This is a genomic window from Kribbella sp. NBC_00662, assembly GCF_041430295.1.
GTDB lineage: Bacteria > Actinomycetota > Actinomycetes > Propionibacteriales > Kribbellaceae > Kribbella.
Window position 1 is genome coordinate 1563817 of sequence record NZ_CP109029.1, and the last position, 20235, is coordinate 1584051.

A 20235-nucleotide genomic window follows, 5' to 3' on the forward strand; every position below is an offset into this window, starting at 1 on the left:
AATCTGGCACCAATCCGCAGATGCGGAAGTATGCTGTCTCCCGTGCCGAACTTGCGGGTAAGTGAGGCAGCCGCGCTTCTGGGGGTCAGCGACGACACGGTTCGGCGCTGGATCGATCAGGGGCGGTTGCCGTCGAAGCAGGAGAGCGGCCGGATGGCCGTCGACGGGCAAGCGCTCGCCGCGTTCGCCCAGGAGCTGGCCGACTCCCCGGAGCCCGGCCACACCACCGCCGCCTCCGCGCGGAACCGGATGCGGGGGATCGTCACCCGGGTGCTGAAGGACGGTGTGATGGCCCAGGTCGAGATGCAGGCCGGGCCGTTCCGCGTCGTGTCGCTGATGAGTCGTGAGGCCGCGGACGAGCTCGGGCTCGAGCCAGGTGTGGTGGCCGTCGCGTCGATCAAGTCCACTCATGTCGTCGTAGAGATACCGGAGGCCTGATGTTCCGTCGTACCGCGCTCGCCGGCCTCGCCGCGGTCGCCGCCCTCACCATGGCCGGCTGCGGTGACGACAGCCCGGCTGCGTCGTCCTCGTCTTCGAGCAGCAGCAGTACTCCGGCACTGTCCGGCACCGTCACCGTATTCGCGGCCGCCTCGCTCACCGGGACGTTCACCCAACTGGGCAAGGACTTCGAGGCCGCACACCCCGGCACGAAGGTGACCTTCAACTTCGCCGGCAGCTCCGCGCTCGCGAAGCAGATCAACGACGGTGCGCCCGCGGACGTGTTCGCCTCGGCGGCGCCGAAGAACATGGACGACGTGAAGGACAAGGGCACGCCGACGAACTTCGTCAGCAACACGCTCGAGATCGCCGTGCCGAAGGGGAACCCGGGCAAGATCACCGGACTCAGGGACTTCGCCGACAAGAGCAAGAAGATCGCCCTGTGCGCCGTGCAGGTCCCGTGTGGCGCCGCGGCGGACAAGGTGTTCAAGGCAACGGGTATCACCCCGCAGCCGGACAGCCTCGAGCAGGACGTAAAGGCTGCGCTGACCAAGGTCGGTCTCGGTGAGGTCGACGCCGCGCTGGTGTACAAGACCGACGTCCTGTCCGCCAAGGACAAGGTCGAGGGCATCGAATTCCCGGAAGCGAGCAAGGCCGTCAACGAGTACCCGATCGCCACGCTGACCAAGGCTCCGAACGCTGACGGCGCGAAGGCGTTCGTCGACTACGTTCTGTCCGACAAGGGCAAGGCAGTCCTGAGCGCAGCCGGCTTCTCCGCACCGTGAGTCGCCGTGGCAGGAGTACGAGCGGGCGGATGCCCCTCGTCCTCCTGCTGCCTGCGCTGATCGGACTGGCGTTCCTGGTCGTCCCTTTGATCGGTCTGCTCGCCAAGGCGCCTTGGTCGACGCTGCCGGCGAAGCTGCACAGTGCGGACGTCTGGCAGGCGCTCAGGCTGTCTCTGGTGTGCGCTACGTCTGCTACTGCGGTGTGTCTGGTGCTGGGCGTTCCGTTGGCGTGGTTGCTGGCTCGGGGCGGCCTGCCGGGGCGTAGCTTGATCCGTGCGTTCGTGACGGTGCCTTTGGTGCTGCCGCCGGTGGTTGGTGGTGTCGCACTGCTGCTGGTGCTCGGGCGACGCGGTCTGGTCGGGCAGTACCTCGACTCGTGGTTCGGGATCTCTCTGCCGTTCACAACTGCCGGCGTCATCGTGGCGGAGGCGTTCGTGGCCATGCCGTTCCTGGTGATCTCTGTGGAGGGCGCATTGCGTGCTGCTGATCCGCGATACGAGGAGGCTGCTGCGACCCTCGGTGCGGGCCGCTGGACGACGTTCCGGCGGGTCACACTGCCTTCGATCGCGCCGGGGATCGTTGCGGGGACTGTGCTGTGCTGGGCGCGCGCACTGGGCGAGTTCGGCGCCACCATCACGTTTGCAGGCAACTTCCCCGGCCGTACGACGACTATGCCGCTGGCTGTCTATTTGGCATTGGAGACTGATCCGGATGTGGCCGTCGTACTGAGTCTGGTGCTGCTGCTGGTCTCCGTCGTCGTACTGGCGTCTCTGCGCGAGCGCTGGATCAGCGGGCTGCGATGACTCTGTACGCCGATCTGCAGCTGACGCGTGGTGAGTTCGCGTTGTCGCTGGACCTGACTGTCGAGCCTGGCGAGGTGGTCGCACTCCTCGGCCCTAACGGCGCCGGGAAGACCACTGCGCTCCGTGCGATCGCCGGCCTGCTCGCACTGGACGGCGGACGCATCGCACTGAACTCTTCTGTCTGGGACGAGCCGCCACGCACCTTCCGCACACCCGACCGGCGACCGATCGGCGTGGTCTTCCAGGACTACCTGCTCTTCAACCACCTCAGCTGTCTGGAGAACGTTGCGTTCGGCCTCAGAGCCCGCGGCGTGGAGAAGCAGACCGCGCGCGCCGAGGCTGCCCGTTGGCTGCAGACCGTTGGGTTGTCGGAGTACGCCCGTACGCGACCGCGCGCTCTGTCCGGCGGCCAAGCCCAACGCGTAGCCCTGGCCCGCGCGTTGGCCACCGACCCCGAGCTGCTGCTCCTCGACGAACCGCTAGCCGCCCTGGACGCCGGCACCACCCTCCACGTCCGAGCCGAACTGGGCCAACACCTCCACCGCTTCGAAGGCCGCACCCTCCTCGTCACCCACGACCCCCTCGACGCCATGGTCCTGGCCGACCGCCTCGTCATCATCGAAAGCGGCCAAATAGTCCAAGAAGGCAAATCCACCGAGGTAGCCCACCGCCCCCGCACCAACTACGTAGCCCAATTAGTAGGCCTGAACCTCTACCGAGGCACAGCCACCGGCACCACAGTCACTCTGCCCGAAGGCGGCACCATCACCCTCGCCGAACCAGCCACCGGGCCTGTCCACGTAGCGTTCCCACCCACGGCGATCTCGCTCTACCTGGAGCCCCCGTCCGGCAGTCCTCGAAACACCTGGCCCGCGGTGGTGACGGGCATCGAACAACACGCCCACACCGTCAGGGTCCGCCTCGACGCCTCGCCTGCCGGCCCTGCCACCGTCATCGCCGACATAACGCCGGCTGCGGTGGCCGATCTCCGCCTCACACCCGGCCAACCTCTCCACACCACTCTCAAAGCCACCGAGGTCCACACCTATCCGGTGTAATCAGGACCCAATGACTTGTGCCTCGCCAAGCAACGTTCGGGTTGTATTCCCCACCCGAGGGGTTCTCCCGTGCTGTTGTGCCTTCTCACCTCGTTACACCAGCAGAGAAGGCACAACATGGGCGGGTAACCCATCCCTGCTGCGACCGGTGAGGGGTCGTCACGACTCGGCCGACAACGCGCTGTCGATCAGCATCCTCGCCGGGGTATGACCACAGGCGCCCCACGAAGCAGCTCGGATGAGGTTACGGGCCGTGACGTGGTTGTCGTGGATTGACATGTTGTTACGGGCTGATTCACGCTCAGTTGGCGCAGTACGGTAACGAAGAGTGTTTAGTTACTCACTCGTAGTGTGTGGATTCTTCACACGAGAGTGATGACATCGTGCACTACGCCGAGCCCTCCGACGGCGCCCAAGATGTGGCGGGGCGCCACGAAAGGGGGTCGGACAGTCATGCACGAGAGTTACGAGTTCTATTGCCTTGCGGATCGGCGGTTCTACGAGACGCCGGCCAATCGCGGTGCTCAGCATCCGGATTTCGCCATCGCCGGGCGGGCGGTGCCGGAGGGATGGCGGCATGTGCCGGGTGAGCAGTGGATGCACTACGCGCCCGACAATCTCCGGCTGCCGGCCCAGGGGTGGAAGATCCACGTCTCGGCGCGACTGCAGGACGTGGAGCGGACGCTCGAGGCCGTGTGGGAGTACTGCGTCCCCCGCGGCATCGCGTTCAAGTTCCTGCGCAACGAAGCCGTCCTGGTGATGGTCAACTCGAAGGCTGCTCCCCGCGGGTCGAGCGGCAAGCTGGTGACGATCTACCCGACCGACGACGCGCAGCTGGAGCTCGTGCTCAAGGAGCTCAACGAGATCCTGGCCGGCGTCGAAGGCCCTTATATCCTGAGCGATCTGCGCTACGCGGAGGGTCCGCTCTTCGTCCGGTACGGCGCCTTCGTCAGCCGGCACTGCCTGTCCCCGACCGGCGAACGCGTCCTCGCCATCGAAGATGCCCAGGGCAACCTTGTCCCGGACCACCGCGGCCCGACCTTCGTCACGCCGCCGTGGATCACGCTGCCGGACTTCCTGCAGCCGCATCTCGACGCGCGCAACGCGGTCACCACCAACGACCTCGCCTACACGATCGACGGCGTCATCCAGTTCTCCAACGGCGGCGGCGTGTACGTCGGCCGCCACAACGAGACCGGCGCCCGCGTCGTGCTCAAGGAGGGCCGTCCGTATGCCGGTCTCGACATGGCCGGACGGGACGCGGTCGCGCGGATCTCCCACGAGCGCGACATCCTCGAGCAGCTCGACGGCCTCGACGCAGTGCCGAAGACCCACGACTACCTGCAGCTGGGCGAGCACCACTTCCTCGTCCAGGAGCACATCGACTCGGTGTCACTGCAACGCGAGCTGGTACGGCGGTATCCGCTGACCCACCCGGATGCGACCGAGGCCGACAAGGCGGAGTACGCCGAGTGGGCGACCGCGATGATCGCCAAGGTCGGCGAGGCCGTCGGGCAGCTGCACGAGCGCGGTGTCGTGTTCTGCGACCTGCACCCGGACAACCTGCTGCTCGACGCGGACGGCAAGCTCACGCTGATCGACTTCGAGGTCGCGACCAAGGCCGAGGACCAGGCCCGCTCGACGCTCGCCCATCCCGGGTACGCCGCTCCGCAGGACCGGCAAGGCGTCGACGTCGACCGGTACGCGCTGGCCTGTATCGCGCTCGGAGTTTATGCGCCGCAGGCAACGATTCTGCTCAATCTCCACCCCGGCAAAGCGTTCCAGCTCGCCGACATGATCGCCGACACGTTCCCGGTGCCGCGTGCCACGCTCGACGAAGCCGTGAAGACGATCGTCGGCCCGGGCAAGACGCACGATCCGGCGATGGTCGACCTGGCACTGCCCGGCGAGGGCGAGTGGACCGACGTACGCGACGCGCTCACCAAGGCCATCGTCGCCGGCGCGACCCCAGAACGCACCGACCGGCTGTTCCCCGGCGACATCGCGCAGTTCCGCGACGGCGGCGGTATCGATCTCGCGACGGGTGCAGCCGGCGTCCTGTACGCACTGAGCAAGACCGGCTCCCGATTCCCGCAGTACGACGAATGGCTGCGCAAGCGCGTCATGGACACCGCGGCCGGACCAGGCCTGTACGACGGCCTGCACGGCGTAGCGCATGTCCTCGACGAGCTCGGCTATCGGCAGGACGCGCTCGACCTCGTCGACCGCACGCTCGCCGACGACTGGAGCTCCCGCGAGCTCGGCCTGCACTCCGGCCTCGCCGGCATCGGTCTGAACCTCCTGTACTTCGACACCGAGCCAGCGCTCCGGGCCAAGGCCGTCCGCGTGCTCGACCTGGTCGCGGATCGGCTGCAGGTCGACGTGCCGGAGATCAGCGGCGGTCAGCACGCGCGCGCCGGGCTGATGTACGGATCGTCCGGGCCCGCGCTGCTGTTCCTCAACGCGTTCGAGCAGCTCGGCGACACCGGCCTGCTCGACCTGGCCGAGATCGCGATCCGGCAGGACCTCAAGCGGACCGTGCTCACCGATGACGGGATGCGTCAGGTCAACCAGGGCTGGCGGACCCTGCCGTACCTCGAAGAAGGTTCGGCCGGAGTCGCACTGGTCCTCGAGCGGTACCTGCGCCACCGGCCGTCCGAAGAGCTCGCCCTGGCGCTCGGCGAGCTGAAGCGTGTCACACACTGCGACTACTACGTCCAGCCCGGCCTGTTCATGGGTCGCGCCGGCCTGCTCCTCACCGCCGCGGCACTCGGCGAGGACCAGGCGACGGTCGACGACCTGGTGCACGGTCTCGGCTGGCACGCGATGCCGTTCGAGGGCGGCCTCGCGTACCCGGGCAACCAGCTGCTCCGTCTCTCGATGGACCTGGCGACCGGATCTGCCGGCGTACTGCTGGCTCTGGGTGCGGCGCTGCACGACGCGCCGGTCGCCCTCCCGTTCCTCGGACCTCCCCAGTGGTCCGAGTCCATGTCCCGACGATCCACACCGAAGGAGGTGTAAACACATGGCACTTCTCGACCTTCAGGGTCTGGAGACCCCGGGCTACGGCCACGGCGGCCACCACCACGGCGGCTCCACGCTGACCGTGCTGGGCTGCGCTTCGCAGACCCCGAGCAACCTGAGCCTGCTGCTCTGCCACTGATACGGCACCTGTATTGCCAGGTAGTGAGGCCCTGGGTGGGCGGCATGTCCACCCAGGGCCGACCTGCTTTCAGAACCCGGTGACCGACTCGCCTCGGTCGCCGGGACGGCTTCTTGTAGCTCAGCGACCCGGTGCTCGTTGTGTTGGTGGGGGACGGAAGGAGAGTGAGGTGATCGATTCCGTGCAGTCTTGTCCATGCGCCGAGCGCTTGTCGCTCGTGGAGCAGGTGCACGGTCGTAGCGTCGCGGACCCGTACCGCTGGCTCGAGGACTCGTCGAGCGCGGAGACCGAAGCATGGTCAAGGGCCCAGGACGATCTGTGGCTGACGTACGCCGGCGCGCTGACCAGCCGGTTCCGCTGGAAGAACCGGGTCCGGCAACTGTCCGATGTCGGCAGCGTGTCCACGCCGGTCTGGCGGGGCGGCCGCTGCTTCACGCTGCGGCGTGAGCCAGGCCAGCAACCCGTGCTCTTCGTCGACGAGACTCCGCTGTTCGACCCGAAGCGGCTCGATCCCACCGGGCTGACCACGCTCGACGCCTGGCAGCCGTCACCGGACGGCACCAAGCTCGCGTTCCAGCTCTCCCGCGGCGGCGACGAACGCTCGACTCTCAACGTGCTGGACACAACCACCGGCGAGCTGATCGACGGCCCGCTCGACGGCTGCCGCTACTCCCCCGTCGCCTGGCTCCCGGACGGCAGCGCGTTCTACTACGTGCGCTTCCGTCAGGTACGACGCCATCGTCTGGGCGACCCCGACGACACCACGATCCTGGACCGCGAGGCGTCGTACGGACTCGAGCTCAGCGCCGACGGCCGCTGGCTGACGGTCTGTACGACCGACGACCTGTGGTTCGCGGACCTGATGACGGACGAGCCGCCGGCGCACCTCCCGCAGGACACCACCACGATCATGTCGGTCGGCCCCGACAACCGCCTGTACGTCGTCAACGCCGGCGGCATCCACATCGGCGACCCGGCCGAGCCGACGGTCTGGCGCGACTACATCCAGCCGGACGCGCCGCTGACCGGGCTCGCGATCCTCGACGACGTCGTCCTGGTCGCGACAGCCAACACCATCACCGTCCACGAGCGTGAGACCGGCAAGCGCCAAGGCGCGATCGATCTGCCTGGCTTCGGCTCTGTCGGATCCCTCAGCAGCGACGGCAATCGGGCCTGGTTCACCTACACGGACAGCGTGACGCCACCGACGGTCTACTGCTACGACGCCACCACCGGCCAGACGACGGCGCCACCTGGCAGGCAGTCGGAGACTCATCGCCTGAGCTACAACTCGCCCGATGGCACAGCCCTCGAGTTGCACGTGATCGGCAACCGAGGCGGACCGACGATCCTGTACGGGTACGGCGGCTTCGGGCAATCGCTGACTCCGACGTACTCTGCTTTCACGCTCGCCTGGGTCGAAGCCGGCGGCGCCTTCGTGACCGCAACCATCCGGGGCGACGCCCAGCATCGCGAGTCGACGAAGCAGCAGACGATCGACGACTTCATCGCCGCGGCGGAGTACCTGATCGCCGAGGGCTGGACGACGTCCGACCAACTCGCGATCTGCGGTGAGTCCAACGGTGGTCTGCTCGTCGCGGCCGCCCTCACCCAACGGCCCGAGCTGTTCGCCGCCGCGGTCGCCTCGGCCCCGCTGACCGACATGCTCCGCTACGAGCTGTCAGGTCTCGGCGAACGCTGGATCGCGGAGTACGGCTCCGTCAAGGACCCCGACGAGTTCGCGGCCCTGGCGAACTACTCGCCGTACCACCGCGTCGTCGACGGCGTGAAATATCCAGCCGTGCTGCTGACCGCGTTCGGGAACGACACGCGTGTGGATCCCTTGCATGCAAGGAAGATGTGCGCGGCGCTCCAGCACGCGACCGCGAGTCAACGACCGGTGCTGCTGAGATTCGAGCCGGAGGCGGGGCACACGACCGGCGGGATCAACCTCGCCGCCGACATGCTCGCCTTCCTCGCCCACGAGACGGGCCTGGACCGATGATCACGTTCGGGGAGGTCGCGAAACGCGGTCGCGGCTGGCTGCCGTTGATCGGTCTGAACGCGCTGATCGGCAGCGGCGTGACGCTGGCGCTGCCGGCCATCCTCGGTCGTTCGGTCGACGCGATCGTGGCCGGCCACGGCTACACCCGCTGGTTGATCGTCGCAGCCGCGCTCATCGGGCTGGGGATCGCGGCGAGCATCGTCGACGCGTTCGCCGGGGCGGCCTGTGTCGCCGAGACCACCGCTTGGCTGCGTCATCGTCTGGTCCGGCATGTCGTCCGCGGCGGCCCCGCCGGTACGCGAGACTTCGAGACCGGCGACCTGGTCACCCGCGTCTCGGCCAACGCCACCGACGCCGCCCAGGCCGGCCCGGCCGCGGTGACAGCCATCGCCGCGATCGCGCCTCCGCTCGGCAGTCTCGTGCTCCTGGCGATCATCGACCCGTGGCTCGCCGCGGCCTTCTTCGGCGGCGTACTGCTCGTGATCCTCGTCCTGTGGACGTTCGCGAAGCGGACCGCCGACGTCAGCCTCAACTACCAGGAGACCCAGGGCCGCATCGCCGCCTTGCTGTCCGAATCACTCACCGGCATCCGCACGATCACCGCCGCTGGTACGACGGAACGCGAGGAGCGCCGGATCCTCGGCCTCCTCCCCGAGCTCCACCGCAACGGCGTCGTCACCTGGCGGATCCTCGCCCGCTCCGGCGCCCAGGCCGCGGTCGTCGGCCCGCTCGTACTCGTCGCCGTACTCGCGGTCGGCGGTCTGCAGCTCGTCGCCGGCCACATCACCGCCGGCGAGCTGTTCGCCGCCTCGCAGTACGCCGTCCTCGGCGCCGGCCTCGGCAACCTGACCGGCGTCCTCGGTGAGCTCGCCCGCGCGAAGGCCGGGGTCAGCCGGTCCGCCGAGGTGATCGCGATCGAGACCGTCGCCCACGGCACGCTTCCGGTCCCGGCCGGCCCGGGGCAGCTGAGCTTCGACGGTGTCAGTGTGATCGCCGACGGAAATGTCCTGCTGGACAACGTGAATCTCGATCTTCCCGGCGGTCTCACCGTCGCGGTCGTCGGCCCGAGCGGTGCCGGCAAGTCCGTCCTCGCAGCGGTCGCGGCGCGGCTGCGGGACCCGTCGACGGGACAGGTGTCGCTGGACGGCGTACCGCTGCAGGCGATCAGCCGCCATGAGCTGCGGAGCGCGGTCGGCTGTGCGTTCGAGCGCCCGCAGCTGGTCGGACGGACGGTCGGCGAGGCGATCGATCCGCATGCGATCAGCCCGATCCGCGCCCTTGCCGCGGCCCGCGCCACCCACGCCCACGACTTCGTCAGCCGGCTGCCCAACGGGTACCTCACCTCGTTGCGCAAGGCACCGATGTCCGGTGGTGAACGTCAGCGCCTCGGCCTGGCCAGGGCCTGGTCCGCCCGCCGCCTCCTGGTGCTCGACGACGCCACATCGAGCCTGGACACGGCCACCGAACGCCAGATCACCCGCACGCTGACCGAGGACCGGCACCACCGCACTCGTCTCATCGTCACCCACCGCCCCGCGACCGCGGCCCGCGCCGACCTGGTCATCTGGCTCGACCACGGCCAGATCCGCGCCATCGCCCCACATGCCGACCTCTGGCACGACACGTCCTATCGAGCTGTCTTCGGATGAAGCGGGAGCTGTCGTACGGCGCTGCCGCGCTGCGGAAGCGGGCCACGGTCAAGTTGATCGCGTGGTCGGTTCCGGAGATCCTGCCGACGGCGGTGTACGGGATCGCCGTGGCGCGGGCGACAGACAGCTTTCTCGCCGGTCACGCGTGGCAAGGGATCGCGTGGCTCGGCGGCCTGGTCGCGACAGCGGGCCTCGGTGCCGCCGGGGCTCGACAGGTCTACGCCCGACTGGGCGAACTGGTGGAGCCCCTCCGCGACGATCTGGTACGGCGAGTTGTCGGCGGCGCACTCCGCTCGGGAGACGACGGCGCCGTCGCGCGGCTCAACCGGCAGGTCGAGATCGTCCGCGACACGTTCGCGGGATTGGTCCTGGTACTACGAAGTTTCGCGGTCACGCTGTTCGGCGTACTGGCCGGACTGTTGTCACTCGCTCCGCTGGTCGCGGCGTTCGTCGTACCGCCGTTCCTCGTCGGGTTCGCGTTGTCGCTCGCGGTGCTGGGGATGGCGGCGGATCGGGTCCGCGCGTCGTTGACGGCCGACGAGGATCTGGCAGCGTCCGCGGGCATGGTGTTCAGCGGCGTACGGGACATCACCGCGGCCGGCACCGAGGAGTACGCCGAATGGCTCGTCGGTCAGCCGATCGAGGCACACGCCGCGGCGGAGCGGGCGTTGGCGAAGGTCGCGGCCCTGCGGACGTTGTGCTTCGCGGTCGGTGGATGGTTGCCGCTGCTGATCCTGCTCGCGACCGGGCCGTGGCTGGTCGGTCGCGGCGTGAGCACGGGCACGCTGCTCGGTGGCCTCACGTACGTGCTGATCGGCTTGCAGCCGGCGCTGAACACAGTGATGAACGCGCTCGGCGACAGCGGTCTGCGGTACGTCATCACGCTCGGGCGGATCCTCGATACGTCCACTCCGGCGGAGGAGCCGCGGCCGGTCGATGAGTTGAACGGCTATCGGGTCCGGCTCCAGAGCCTCACGTTCGCGTATGGCCCGAAGGCCGAACCCGTGCTCGACAAACTCGAGCTGACCATTCCCGAAGGCGAGCACCTGGCGGTGGTCGGACCGAGCGGCATCGGGAAGTCGACGCTGGCCGGCCTGGTCTGCGGCATGCTGACCCCGACGAGTGGCCGGCTGCTCCTCGGCGGAGCTCCGCCGACCGAGGTCACCACCGAGGAGCTCGCGAAGACCAGGGTGCTGATCCCGCAGGAGGCCTACGTCTTCAGCGGAACCATGCACGACAACCTCACCTACTTGTTGCCCGAGGCCACAGAAGAGCAGGTGGCCCGAGCCGTCGATGCCGTCGGGGCCAGGCGGCTGATCGAGCGGCTGGGCCCGCAGGTGAAGCCGGGCGAGCTGTCCGCCGGCGAGAAGCAGCTGATCGCGCTGGTCCGTGCGTACCTGTCACCCGCTCCGCTCGTCGTCCTCGACGAGGCGACCTGCTTCCTCGATCCGGAGGCCGAGCGGCAGGCCGAAGAGGCGTTTGCCCAGCGCAACGGGACGCTGATCGTCATCGCCCACCGGATCAGCTCCGCTCTGCGCGCGCGCCGCATCCTCGTCCTCGACGGCAACAAGGCCGCGCTCGGCACGCACGCGAGCCTGATGCGCACCTCACGTCTCTACCGCGACCTGCACGGCAGCTGGACGCCCAGCGCTCAGATCCAGCCTGCGTCCTGAGCCTTCCGGATCGCCTCGATCCGGCTCCGCGAACCGGTCTTGGCGAGGATCCGGGACAGATAGTTCCGCACGGTCCCGGCGCTCAGGCTGAGCGTGCGCGCCACCTCCTGCGCGGTCGCTCCCGTGGTCACCTGCCGCAGCACTTCGCATTCGCGATCGGTGAGCGGGTTGTCGCCCGCCTTCAGCGCAGCCACGGCCAGACGTACGTCGACCACCGGCAGGCCCTTCGCCACATCGCGGACAGCCTGCACCAGCTGGTCGGTGGTCGCGTCGGTCGCGATCAACCCGATCCGTGGCGCCTGCTTGACCAGCGCCAGGCTGGTGGCAGCGATCGCCTCGTGGTCGATCAGCACCAGCACGCCGCGGCCGGCGAGCTTGCGGCAGAGCTCCTCGATCCGGATCCGGCCGGGCAGCTGTGGATCGAGCAGGAAGACATCCGGGCGCCGACCGGCCACCTGGAGGACGTCCTCCGAGCGATCCAGCTCGGCCACCACGTCCAGGTCGTTCTCTCTTGCCAGCACCGCGGCCAGTGCACCACGCACCAACGTGCCGCGATGGCCGAGAGCCACTCGGATCACGCCTACAGCCCCCATCACATCCGTCGCCTCATCCGCCGGCCCCACGCCCCCAGCTTCGAAAACCAACTGCCGGGACGGCGGGGCCCGTGCTTCGATCAACGAGTGAACCCGCCCGATGACACGCACGAATCAACGGTTTGTCCAGGTTGCCGCGCCGTACTTCCGTCGTCGGAGTGGCCCGCCACCCCGAAGTACAACGCCTCACCCGAGTGCGCCGAGGTCGCGGGCGAGCTGCTCGGCTTCGAGGTCGAGAACGCGGCCCGGCTCGGGTACCTGCACCAGCTCCGGATCGACGCGTACGGCGGTCAGCACGTCACCCCGGACGCTCCCCGGATCGGCCCGGTCTTCGCGCTGAACGGCCTCTACATGTTCTTCGAGCGCGGCTCGGGCAACCTCGACGTACGGACGGCGCACGGCATCATGGCGAACTCGTACGACGACTGGCCGCGGCTCGTCCCGCCGGACCGGGTCGGCGAGCTGACGGCGTACGACGTGCTGACCGCGGGCGGGGTCGACGAGGTTGAGTCGGCCCTGCTCAAGTGGGCCCGTCAGGTCTGGGAATCGTGGCCTGACGACGCCCGTGCGACGATCCGGGAACTGACCGTGGAACTGGTCCCGGAACGCTATTTCCGACGCTGATAAACCGATCGGTTCCGCACCTCGGCCGATCGGCGTGCCGGCCCGGAAACCGTTCTGTTGTTGGGGTTTCGGTACGTCAGAGGGTGGAAAAAGTTCGGGGCAGATCCGGATCTGCACTTGCGTTTCGGAGCAACCTCACCGAGGATGACTCAGGTCGCGTCGTTACCGTGGCGTGATCATTCGGACGCTGTCCTGTGACCTGCTGTGGGATGTGTCCGGATTGCCCCTCCCCCTGCACGAGGGCCTGGTGTGCCCCACCATGCCCGAGCTCACAAGGAGCGCTTTCTGATGTCCAAGGCCCGACATGCGCGCGCCCGGCGAAGTACTCGCCGGGTGGCTCGAACCCTCTCCATCGCCGGTCTGGGAGCCGGTATCACCGCCGCCGGCGCCGGCGCGGCGTTCGCGACCGATTACCAGGTCAAAGCCGGCGACACCCTCTCCGAGATCGCCCAGGCCAACGGCGCCGACTGGCACGAGCTGGCCCGGATCAACAACCTGAAGGACCCGAACCTCATCCTGATCGGGCAGACCCTGACCCTGGACGGCGCGAAGAAGTCCACCTCGGCGCCGCGGGTCGTGAAGAAGTCCGAGACCAAGCGCTCGACGACCAAGAAGGCCGACCGCGACGTCCGCTCGAGCCGGTCCGAGGACCGCCCGAAGGCGAGCAGCGGCAAGGCGAACCTGAGCGGCGCCTGGGCCAAGGTCGCCAACTGCGAGTCCAGCGGCAACCCCCGCGCCGTGAATCCTGCCGGCTACTACGGGTTGTTCCAGTTCGACCTGCAGACCTGGCGCAGCGTCGGCGGCTCCGGCAACCCGGCGAAGGCCTCCGCGGCCGAGCAGCTGATGCGCGCGAAGAAGCTCTACGCCCAACGCGGCGCCTCCCCCTGGCCCGTCTGCGGCAAGTACCTCCGCTGACCCTGCACTACTGCCGCTGGGTAGGTGACGGTAGACCGTCCTCCCGCCACCTGCCCGGCACCACTGGACCGCTTCCCGCTCATCGTGGCGGGTAGGCGCAAACTCATCCGTGATCGCGATGAGCGGGAAGCACCAGAAGCGTCAGTTGCGGGTGATGACCAGCATCTCGTTGGCCCCGACCTGGAACTCGTAGGGCACCTTGCGGATCTCGGTGGTCACGCCGTCGAGGGAGTCGAGCAAGTCCGGGAGCCACGGGATCGGATCGCCTGCGCCCTGCTGCACCAGGGGAAAGATCCGGACCTCGTGGTTGCTGACCCGGACCAACTCGCGCAGGGCAGCCTCGTGCCAAGCGCGGTCGTACTTGTCCGACCAGGTGAAGAGTAGGTGCGAGCAGAGCACCAGCTCGAAGCGGCGGTCGCCGAACGGCAGGTCCGGCAGGCCGGCGGCGACGTACCGCTCCGGCGCCGCCATCACGTCCTGCAGGAAGCGGTCGGCGGCCTCGATCCGGTACTGGTCCTTCCGCTCCGGGGATCCGTACCAGTTCCAGACGAAACTCCCCTGATGCTCGTCGACGATTCCCGACGTCGCCGGCAGGCTCTTCCGGACGCTGTCGACGAGTTCGGGTGTCTCCAGCTCGTACGCCGGGTCGGCGGCGATCGCGTCGACGCCGCGCTCGGCCGCCTCGGCGGTGAAGCTCGCGCCGCCGGCGCAGCAGTCGAGGATCGAGTCCGGGAGTTCCTTCAGGTCGAACATCGCTTCGTACTCGGCGTACGAGCGCGAGGTCACCAGCACGGGTCTACCTTTCGACGGTTGTCTTCCGACGCATCCGGCGATCGAGTGTGGTTGCCCCGGCCGCCAGAGCCAGGAACAGTACCGCCACCAGCAGACAGTTCAGCAACACCCGTCCGTACCCGTGCTCGTCGACGTTCACGAACGGATACGGGTAGAACCCGACGAACGCGCCGCGGATCAACGTGAACGCCAGCCACAGCAGCGGGTACACGACCGACCAGCCGACGATCCGCCAGTCGGTCAGACCGCGCGGCCCGAAGAGCAACCAGCCCAGCACGCCGACGACCGGCGCGACGGTGTGGAGCAGCAGGTTCGCGACCGACGCCCACCCGTGCAGATCATCCTGTCCGGCGAGCACCGCGTGATAGACGATGCCGGTCACCGCGATACACAGCACGCCGTTCAGCCGCAGAGTCTTGAACAGCTCGCCGCCCGACCGGTCCGGCTGCAGCGCGAGCACGAGCGCCGTACCGCCGAGCAGCAGGTTCGACTGGATGGTGAAGTACGCGAACACGTTGAACACGCGCTCCGGGTTGTCCGGGAAGAACCCCTCGTGCCCGCTCGCCGTCACGAAGAGTTGTACGACGAGCCCGCACAAAACCACCGCCGCGCTCACCGCAGCCCAGATCCGCCCAACCGTCGTCATGCACGAAATGTACGACGAGTGACCGCGCGATCCGGGGACGTCAGCAAGCCGACTTTGAGCACCCACTGCCCATTTTCCGGCCGGCGAAATGGTTGGTGGGTGCTCAAAGCCGGTTAGATGGGCTGCTTCTCGCGGTCGCGATCGAACGAGTAGCTGAACGACACGATCGCGTCGATCACGAGGATGAGCGTCCAGGTCCCGGCCGGCGCGAGCACCGCGTCGTACCCGCGGCCGGAGAGCAGCCCGAGCCCGATCATGATGCCGACGCCGATGACATACGAGGTCAGGTGCCGGAACCAGCCGGCCCGCTCGCGCCGAGCCCGCTCGGGCCCCCGCTTCGGCGGCTTCACCGGACGCGGCGCACCGCCCAGGTAGTGCGCGGCCCACGAGTCCGCCCACTTCAGCGTCTGGTGCCCGAACCCGACGCTGACGCCGATGAAGATCGCGGCCAGTGAGTGCTTGAACGCCGGCTCGGCCCCGCGATGGATGTCGATCACGCTCGCGACCAGCATGACGACGTCGACCAGCGGCACGGCCGCCAGCAGCACCATCCCGGCCTTCGGCAGCTTGAGCAGGTACCGCGTGACCAGGCCTGCGGCGAGCAGCACCCAGAACCCGATCTCGCACGCGGCGATCACAGCGACCAGCACGTCGTTCACCCTCCCGTTTTTAGCACGACTGTGTTGTAAAGCGACACTAACACAACTGTGCTAAAAAGGACCACATGCCGAAGATCGTCGACCACGACGTCCGCCGCGAGGAGATCGCCGAGGCGCTGTGGCGAGTGGTCCGCAGGGACGGGATCCGGGCCGCGTCCGTCCGGACGATCGCCGCCGAGGCCGGCTGGTCGGCCGGCGCGGTCCGCTACTACTTTCCGGACCAGGACGGTTTGCTCAGCTTCGCGATGGACCTGGTCACCCGCCGGGTCACCGCGCGGATCGGCGCGCTCGAGCCCAAGGGCGGCGGCATCCAGACGATCGTGCTGCGTTATCTCGACGAGGTGCTGCCGCTGGACGCCGAACGCCGCGCCGAGTTCGACGTCTGGCTCGCGTTCATGGCGCAGGCCCGGGCCGAATCCGGCGCCGGCACCCTGCAGGAACACGTCGACACCGTGCACAACGGACTGCGCCAACTGTGCGAGTCGCTGCTGCACTCGCTCGCCGACGCCGGCGTACTGAAGGAAGGTCTCGATCTGCGTCGCGAGGTCGAGCTGCTGCACGCACTCCTCGACGGCCTCGCACTGCACGCCGCGATCCAGCCGGACCGCACGACGCCGGCCCGGCTACGGCAGCTGATGCGCCGCCATCTGGACTCGCTGATGGCCGAAAAGCCCTGACAAAACTAGGGTTTTCGGAGAAGAATCGCCGCGACCGGTTCAAAACCTTGCGCCACGTGGCACGATCACCGCATGGAGTCCGAGGGGGTGATCGTCGTCAGTGGAATCATGGCGGCGGGGAAGTCGTCGGTGTCCCAGATGCTGGCCGAAAGATTCCAGTACGGAGTGCATCTCCGGGGGGATGTTTTCCGGCGGATGATCGTCAGCGGACAGGCTTCGATGGCCGACGACGTGCTCGAGGCGCAGCGTCAGCTGCAGCTCCGCTACCGGCTCGCCTGCCTGGCCGCCGACGAGTACGCGAAGGCCGGCTTCACCGTCGTACTGCAGGATGTCGTGATCGGTGAATTGCTGCGCGAGTTCCTCGACGGCATCCGGACCCGCCCGCGGTATCTCGTCGTACTGACGCCGCGGCCCGAGGTCATCTCCGGCCGGCTCGGTGGAGCGCATCATCTGGTCGACGAGCTCGACTACGAGCTGCACGCGTTCAGTCCGCGGCGCGGGTTGTGGCTGGACAACTCAGACCTGTCGGTCGGCGAGACCGTCGACGCAATCCTCGGGCGACTCGACGAGGCAGTCTTCGACTGACGGTTGCCACAAGCTGCCGCTCCTCGACAGGTGCCCGGTGTCCCTACCCAAGGGTAGTTTGAGTGGATGACCGTACGGCGGACCTCGTGCAACCTGTGTGAAGCGATCTGCGGTGTGCTCGTGACCGTCGAGGACGGGCGGGTCACCGACATCCGCGGCGACGAGTCGGACCCGTTGTCCCACGGTCACATCTGCCCGAAGGCGGTCGCGCTTCGTGACCTCCAGGAGGACCCGGACCGGTTGACCACGCCGGTACGACGCACGTCCGATGGCTGGCAGGAGATCGGCTGGGACGCGGCGTACGAGCTCGTGGTGGACAAGCTCACCGGGATCCAGAAGGAGCACGGGCGCAACTCGATCGGCGTCTACCTCGGCAACCCGAACGTGCACAGCCTCGGCGCGCTCACGCACATGCCGACGATGGTCCGGCAGCTGCGGACCCGGAACAAGTTCAGCGCGACCTCGATCGATCAGCTGCCGCACATGCTGTCGTCGTACCTGCTGTACGGGCATCAGCTGATGGTCGCAGTGCCGGACATCGACCGGACGTCATACCTGCTGATGCTCGGCGCGAATCCGCTGGCGTCGAACGGGAGCATGATGACGGCGCCCGGGTTCGGGCGGCGACTGAAGGACGTGCGGAAGCGCGGCGGCAAGGTCGTCGTCATCGATCCGCGACGGACCGAGACGGCGGTGGTCGCCGACGAGCATCACTTCGTCCGGCCCGGGACGGACGCGGCGTTCCTGCTCGCGCTGATCCACGAGGTGATCTCGCTGGGTGCCGCGCGGCCGGCGGAATACGTCGACGGGCTGGCGACGGTCGAGGCCGTGGTCGAGGCGTGGACACCGGAGCGGGCGGCGGGGATCACCGGCATCCCGGCGGACGTGATCCGGCGAGTCGCTCGTGAATTCGCCGAAGCAGATCGGGCGGCCTGTTACGGGCGGGTCGGGGTGTCGACGCAGCAGTTCGGCGCGATCTGCCAGTGGGCGATCCAGGTGCTGAACATCATCACCGGGAACCTCGACCGGCCGGGCGGCACGATGTTCCCGCGGCCGGCGGTGAACGCCTTGCTCGGGCTGGGCCGTGGGCACATCGGCGTCTGGAAGAGCCGCGTGCGTGGACTGCCGGAGTTCGGCGGCGAGCTGCCGGTGTCGACGATGGCCGAGGAGATCCTGACGCCGGGCGACGGGCAGATCCGGGCAATGATGACGGTGGCCGGCAACCCGGTGCTGTCGACGCCGAGCGGTCGCAGACTGGACGAGGCGCTCGGGTCGCTGGAGTTCATGGTCGCGATCGATCCGTACATCAACGAGACCACGCGGCACGCGGACGTGATCCTGCCGCCGGCGCCGCCGCTCGAGCGAGATCACTACGACGTGATCTTCCACCAGCTCGCCGTCCGCAACACCGCGCGCTGGAACGACGCAGTACTGCCGAAACCCGCGGAGGCCAGACACGACTGGGAGATCTTCCGCGACCTGGGTCTGGCATTCATCAGGCGTACGCCGTGGAGCCGTCGCCGGGTGCAGGTGATCGCTCGACTGCGGGTCTCGCCGCGCAGGATCGTGGACGCCGGGTTGCGGATCGGGCCGTACCGGCTGTCGGTGGCGAAGCTCCGGAAGTCGCCCGGCGGGATCGATCTCGGCCCCTTGCAACCTGCCCTCCCGGGCGCGCTGCATCACAAGTCCAAGCGGATCGATCTCGCACAGCGGATGATCCTCGACGACCTGCCGCGGCTGGATTCGCTCAACGACCTGGACGGCCAGCTCCTGCTGATCGGCCGGCGACACCTCCGCAACAACAACTCCTGGATGCACAACTCGGCGCGGTTGGTGAAGGGCAAGCCCCGGCACCAGCTCCTGATGAACCCGGACGACCTGGCCGAGCGGTCACTCGCCGACGGCCAGCTCGTCACGGTCACCTCGGCGGCCGGCTCGATCTCCGTGGAAGTTGCCTCCAGCAACGACATCATGCCCGGCGTGGTCAGCCTCCCGCACGGCTTCGGCCACAACCGTCCCGGCGCCCGGCTCACCGTCGCGAACCAGGTGGCGGGTCAGAGCGCGAACGACGTGACCGACGCCGCGTACACCGACGCCGTGGCCGGTACCGCCGCGGTGAACGGCGTGCCGGTCACGGTGACGGCGTCCTAGCTCGGCGGCGCTGAGCTGTCGCGGATGATCAGCAACGGCGTGGAGTACAGGTGCGCCTGCGGTTGGGCGCCGGAGATCAGGGCCAGCAGACGCTGGGTCACTTCCGCGCCGTACCCGACGATGTTGTGACTGAGCGCCGTGAGCGTCGGATGGGTGATCCGGCACAGCGCCGAGTCGTCCCAGGCCACCAGCGTGATGTCGTCGGGCACGCGCAGGCCGAAACCCTGGATGACGGCCAGACCGGCCACCGCCATCAGGTCGTTGTCGTAGATGATCGCGGTCGGGCGCGGGCTTCCGGTCACGACGTCGCGCGTCGCGGCAGCACCTTGGGCGGCGGAGTAGTCGGTGTGATGGATGCGCGTCTCGACCGACAGCCGACGGGTGGCCAGCTCGAAGGCCTGGTCGCGGATCCAGACATCGCCGTACTCCGGCGGCCCCGCGACCCGCGCGATCACCCGATGGCCGAGCGACGCGACGTGATCCAGGGCCGCGTTCATCGCCGCCGCGCCGTCCGTCCAGACGCACGGCATCCCGTCCGCGAGCGCCGGATCCCCGACCAGAACGGCCGGCAGACCGAGCTTCCGCAGTACCGGGAGGCGGGGATCGGCGACGCGCAGGTCGACGACGATCACCCCGTCGACGCGGCGTTCGGCGGCCCATTTCCGGTACGTCGCCAACTCCTCGTCGAGATCGGCCACGACCTGCAGGGCCAACGCGTACGACTTCTCCGCGAGGACCGATTCGACGCCGCCGACGAAGCCCATGAAGTACGGCTCCTCGATCAAGGTCTGCGCCGACCTCGCGAGCACCAACCCGAACGTCTCGCTGCGTGCCGCGGACAACTGGCGGGCGGCCCGGTTGGGCACCCACTCCAGCTCCGCGGCGACCTGCAGCACACGCGCGCGGGTGGCCTCCGACACCCCGGGCTGGTTGTTCAGGGCGTACGAAACGGCGCCTTGGGAGACACCACAGCGACGGGCGATCTCCTTGATGGTCACACGGGACACAACGGTTCACTC

At 68.3% G+C, this 20235-nt stretch carries 19 protein-coding genes; 14 read left to right on the forward strand and 5 right to left on the reverse strand.

What is annotated here, in order from left to right; all coding sequences use genetic code 11:
- Nucleotides 1–30 precede the first annotated feature (30 nt).
- The 9 genes from OHA10_RS07945 to OHA10_RS07985 all read left to right on the forward strand — a co-directional run bounded on the left by OHA10_RS07945 (nucleotide 31) and on the right by OHA10_RS07985 (nucleotide 11574).
- Entirely contained in the window at nucleotides 31–438 is a 408-nt protein-coding gene (locus tag OHA10_RS07945) for a molybdopterin-binding protein (protein WP_371405516.1), read from the forward strand.
- Nucleotides 438–1223, forward strand: a complete 786-nt coding sequence (gene modA, locus OHA10_RS07950) for a molybdate ABC transporter substrate-binding protein (RefSeq protein ID WP_371405517.1) — start codon at nucleotides 438–440, stop codon at nucleotides 1221–1223. Before OHA10_RS07945 ends, modA begins: the two co-directional genes overlap by 1 nt.
- A gap of 29 nt (nucleotides 1224–1252) precedes the next feature.
- Nucleotides 1253–2026, forward strand: coding sequence for a molybdate ABC transporter permease subunit (modB, locus tag OHA10_RS07955; RefSeq protein ID WP_371405518.1), 774 nt, complete (start codon nucleotides 1253–1255; stop codon nucleotides 2024–2026).
- Nucleotides 2023–3084 carry an ABC transporter ATP-binding protein gene (locus OHA10_RS07960; RefSeq protein WP_371405519.1) on the forward strand — a complete coding sequence of 354 codons (1062 nt, stop codon included), beginning with the start codon at nucleotides 2023–2025 and terminating at the stop codon, nucleotides 3082–3084. The genes modB and OHA10_RS07960 overlap by 4 nt, the downstream gene beginning before the upstream one ends.
- Nucleotides 3085–3537: 453 nt before the next feature.
- Complete coding sequence (lanKC, locus tag OHA10_RS07965) at nucleotides 3538–6105, forward strand: class III lanthionine synthetase LanKC (RefSeq protein WP_371405520.1); 2568 nt, start codon at nucleotides 3538–3540, stop codon at nucleotides 6103–6105.
- A 4-nt stretch (nucleotides 6106–6109) separates the two neighbouring features.
- Nucleotides 6110–6247 carry a SapB/AmfS family lanthipeptide gene (locus OHA10_RS07970; protein ID WP_130387812.1) on the forward strand — a complete coding sequence of 46 codons (138 nt, stop codon included), beginning with the start codon at nucleotides 6110–6112 and terminating at the stop codon, nucleotides 6245–6247.
- 169 nt (nucleotides 6248–6416) lie between these two features.
- Nucleotides 6417–8252 carry a prolyl oligopeptidase family protein gene (locus tag OHA10_RS07975; RefSeq protein ID WP_371405521.1) on the forward strand — a complete coding sequence of 612 codons (1836 nt, stop codon included), beginning with the start codon at nucleotides 6417–6419 and terminating at the stop codon, nucleotides 8250–8252.
- Nucleotides 8249–9901: an ABC transporter ATP-binding protein gene (locus OHA10_RS07980; RefSeq protein WP_371405522.1), complete on the forward strand. Its 1653-nt coding sequence runs from the start codon at nucleotides 8249–8251 to the stop codon at nucleotides 9899–9901. The genes OHA10_RS07975 and OHA10_RS07980 overlap by 4 nt, the downstream gene beginning before the upstream one ends.
- Complete coding sequence (locus OHA10_RS07985; protein ID WP_371405523.1) at nucleotides 9898–11574, forward strand: ABC transporter ATP-binding protein; 1677 nt, start codon at nucleotides 9898–9900, stop codon at nucleotides 11572–11574. The genes OHA10_RS07980 and OHA10_RS07985 overlap by 4 nt, the downstream gene beginning before the upstream one ends.
- On the opposite strand, the gene OHA10_RS07990 is transcribed toward OHA10_RS07985, so the two are convergent.
- Nucleotides 11553–12197, reverse strand: a complete 645-nt coding sequence (locus tag OHA10_RS07990) for a DNA-binding response regulator (protein ID WP_371405524.1) — start codon at nucleotides 12195–12197, stop codon at nucleotides 11553–11555. The two genes, OHA10_RS07985 and OHA10_RS07990, sit on opposite strands and share 22 nt — an antisense overlap.
- 57 nt (nucleotides 12198–12254) lie before the next feature.
- Between OHA10_RS07990 and OHA10_RS07995 the strand changes: the two genes are divergently transcribed.
- Nucleotides 12255–12791: a DUF5946 family protein gene (locus OHA10_RS07995; RefSeq protein ID WP_371405525.1), complete on the forward strand. Its 537-nt coding sequence runs from the start codon at nucleotides 12255–12257 to the stop codon at nucleotides 12789–12791.
- A gap of 288 nt (nucleotides 12792–13079) precedes the next feature.
- Entirely contained in the window at nucleotides 13080–13706 is a 627-nt protein-coding gene (locus tag OHA10_RS08000; protein WP_371405526.1) for a transglycosylase family protein, read from the forward strand.
- Between the two features lie 141 nt (nucleotides 13707–13847).
- Here the strand turns inward: OHA10_RS08000 and OHA10_RS08005 are convergent, their stop codons facing one another.
- The 3 genes from OHA10_RS08005 to OHA10_RS08015 all read right to left on the reverse strand — a co-directional run bounded on the left by OHA10_RS08005 (nucleotide 13848) and on the right by OHA10_RS08015 (nucleotide 15803).
- Nucleotides 13848–14498 carry a class I SAM-dependent methyltransferase gene (locus tag OHA10_RS08005; RefSeq protein ID WP_371405527.1) on the reverse strand — a complete coding sequence of 217 codons (651 nt, stop codon included), beginning with the start codon at nucleotides 14496–14498 and terminating at the stop codon, nucleotides 13848–13850.
- Nucleotides 14499–14502: 4 nt separating this feature from the next.
- Nucleotides 14503–15144, reverse strand: coding sequence for a Pr6Pr family membrane protein (locus tag OHA10_RS08010; protein WP_371405528.1), 642 nt, complete (start codon nucleotides 15142–15144; stop codon nucleotides 14503–14505).
- 113 nt (nucleotides 15145–15257) lie between these two features.
- A complete protein-coding gene (locus OHA10_RS08015; protein WP_371405529.1) occupies nucleotides 15258–15803 on the reverse strand; it encodes a 2TM domain-containing protein in 546 nt (181 codons plus the stop codon).
- A 65-nt stretch (nucleotides 15804–15868) separates the two neighbouring features.
- On the opposite strand from OHA10_RS08015, the gene OHA10_RS08020 reads away from it, so the two are divergent.
- The 3 genes from OHA10_RS08020 to OHA10_RS08030 all read left to right on the forward strand — a co-directional run bounded on the left by OHA10_RS08020 (nucleotide 15869) and on the right by OHA10_RS08030 (nucleotide 19216).
- The gene (locus tag OHA10_RS08020) at nucleotides 15869–16480 is read left to right on the forward strand and encodes a TetR/AcrR family transcriptional regulator (RefSeq protein WP_371405530.1); all 612 of its coding nucleotides are present in this window, start codon (nucleotides 15869–15871) and stop codon (nucleotides 16478–16480) included.
- Between the two features lie 72 nt (nucleotides 16481–16552).
- The gene (locus tag OHA10_RS08025) at nucleotides 16553–17065 is read left to right on the forward strand and encodes an AAA family ATPase (RefSeq protein ID WP_371405531.1); all 513 of its coding nucleotides are present in this window, start codon (nucleotides 16553–16555) and stop codon (nucleotides 17063–17065) included.
- 66 nt (nucleotides 17066–17131) lie between these two features.
- A complete protein-coding gene (locus OHA10_RS08030; RefSeq protein ID WP_371405532.1) occupies nucleotides 17132–19216 on the forward strand; it encodes a molybdopterin-dependent oxidoreductase in 2085 nt (694 codons plus the stop codon).
- On the opposite strand, the gene OHA10_RS08035 is transcribed toward OHA10_RS08030, so the two are convergent.
- Nucleotides 19213–20223, reverse strand: coding sequence for a LacI family DNA-binding transcriptional regulator (locus OHA10_RS08035; protein ID WP_371405533.1), 1011 nt, complete (start codon nucleotides 20221–20223; stop codon nucleotides 19213–19215). The genes OHA10_RS08030 and OHA10_RS08035 overlap by 4 nt on opposite strands.
- Nucleotides 20224–20235: the final 12 nt, after the last annotated feature.

Bases quoted from the DNA above. Each gene is read 5' to 3' on its own strand.
- OHA10_RS07945 (WP_371405516.1), top strand. From the start codon at position 31: ATGCTGTCTCCCGTGCCGAACTTGCGGGTAAGTGAGGCAGCCGCGCTT.
- modA (WP_371405517.1), top strand. From the start codon at position 438: ATGTTCCGTCGTACCGCGCTCGCCGGCCTCGCCGCGGTCGCCGCCCTC.
- modB (WP_371405518.1), top strand. From the start codon at position 1,253: ATGCCCCTCGTCCTCCTGCTGCCTGCGCTGATCGGACTGGCGTTCCTG.
- OHA10_RS07960 (WP_371405519.1), top strand. From the start codon at position 2,023: ATGACTCTGTACGCCGATCTGCAGCTGACGCGTGGTGAGTTCGCGTTG.
- lanKC (WP_371405520.1), top strand. From the start codon at position 3,538: ATGCACGAGAGTTACGAGTTCTATTGCCTTGCGGATCGGCGGTTCTAC.
- OHA10_RS07970 (WP_130387812.1), top strand. From the start codon at position 6,110: ATGGCACTTCTCGACCTTCAGGGTCTGGAGACCCCGGGCTACGGCCAC.
- OHA10_RS07980 (WP_371405522.1), top strand. From the start codon at position 8,249: ATGATCACGTTCGGGGAGGTCGCGAAACGCGGTCGCGGCTGGCTGCCG.
- OHA10_RS07985 (WP_371405523.1), top strand. From the start codon at position 9,898: ATGAAGCGGGAGCTGTCGTACGGCGCTGCCGCGCTGCGGAAGCGGGCC.
- OHA10_RS08000 (WP_371405526.1), top strand. From the start codon at position 13,080: ATGTCCAAGGCCCGACATGCGCGCGCCCGGCGAAGTACTCGCCGGGTG.
- OHA10_RS08010 (WP_371405528.1), bottom strand. From the start codon at position 15,144: ATGACGACGGTTGGGCGGATCTGGGCTGCGGTGAGCGCGGCGGTGGTT.
- OHA10_RS08020 (WP_371405530.1), top strand. From the start codon at position 15,869: ATGCCGAAGATCGTCGACCACGACGTCCGCCGCGAGGAGATCGCCGAG.
- OHA10_RS08025 (WP_371405531.1), top strand. From the start codon at position 16,553: ATGGAGTCCGAGGGGGTGATCGTCGTCAGTGGAATCATGGCGGCGGGG.
- OHA10_RS08030 (WP_371405532.1), top strand. From the start codon at position 17,132: ATGACCGTACGGCGGACCTCGTGCAACCTGTGTGAAGCGATCTGCGGT.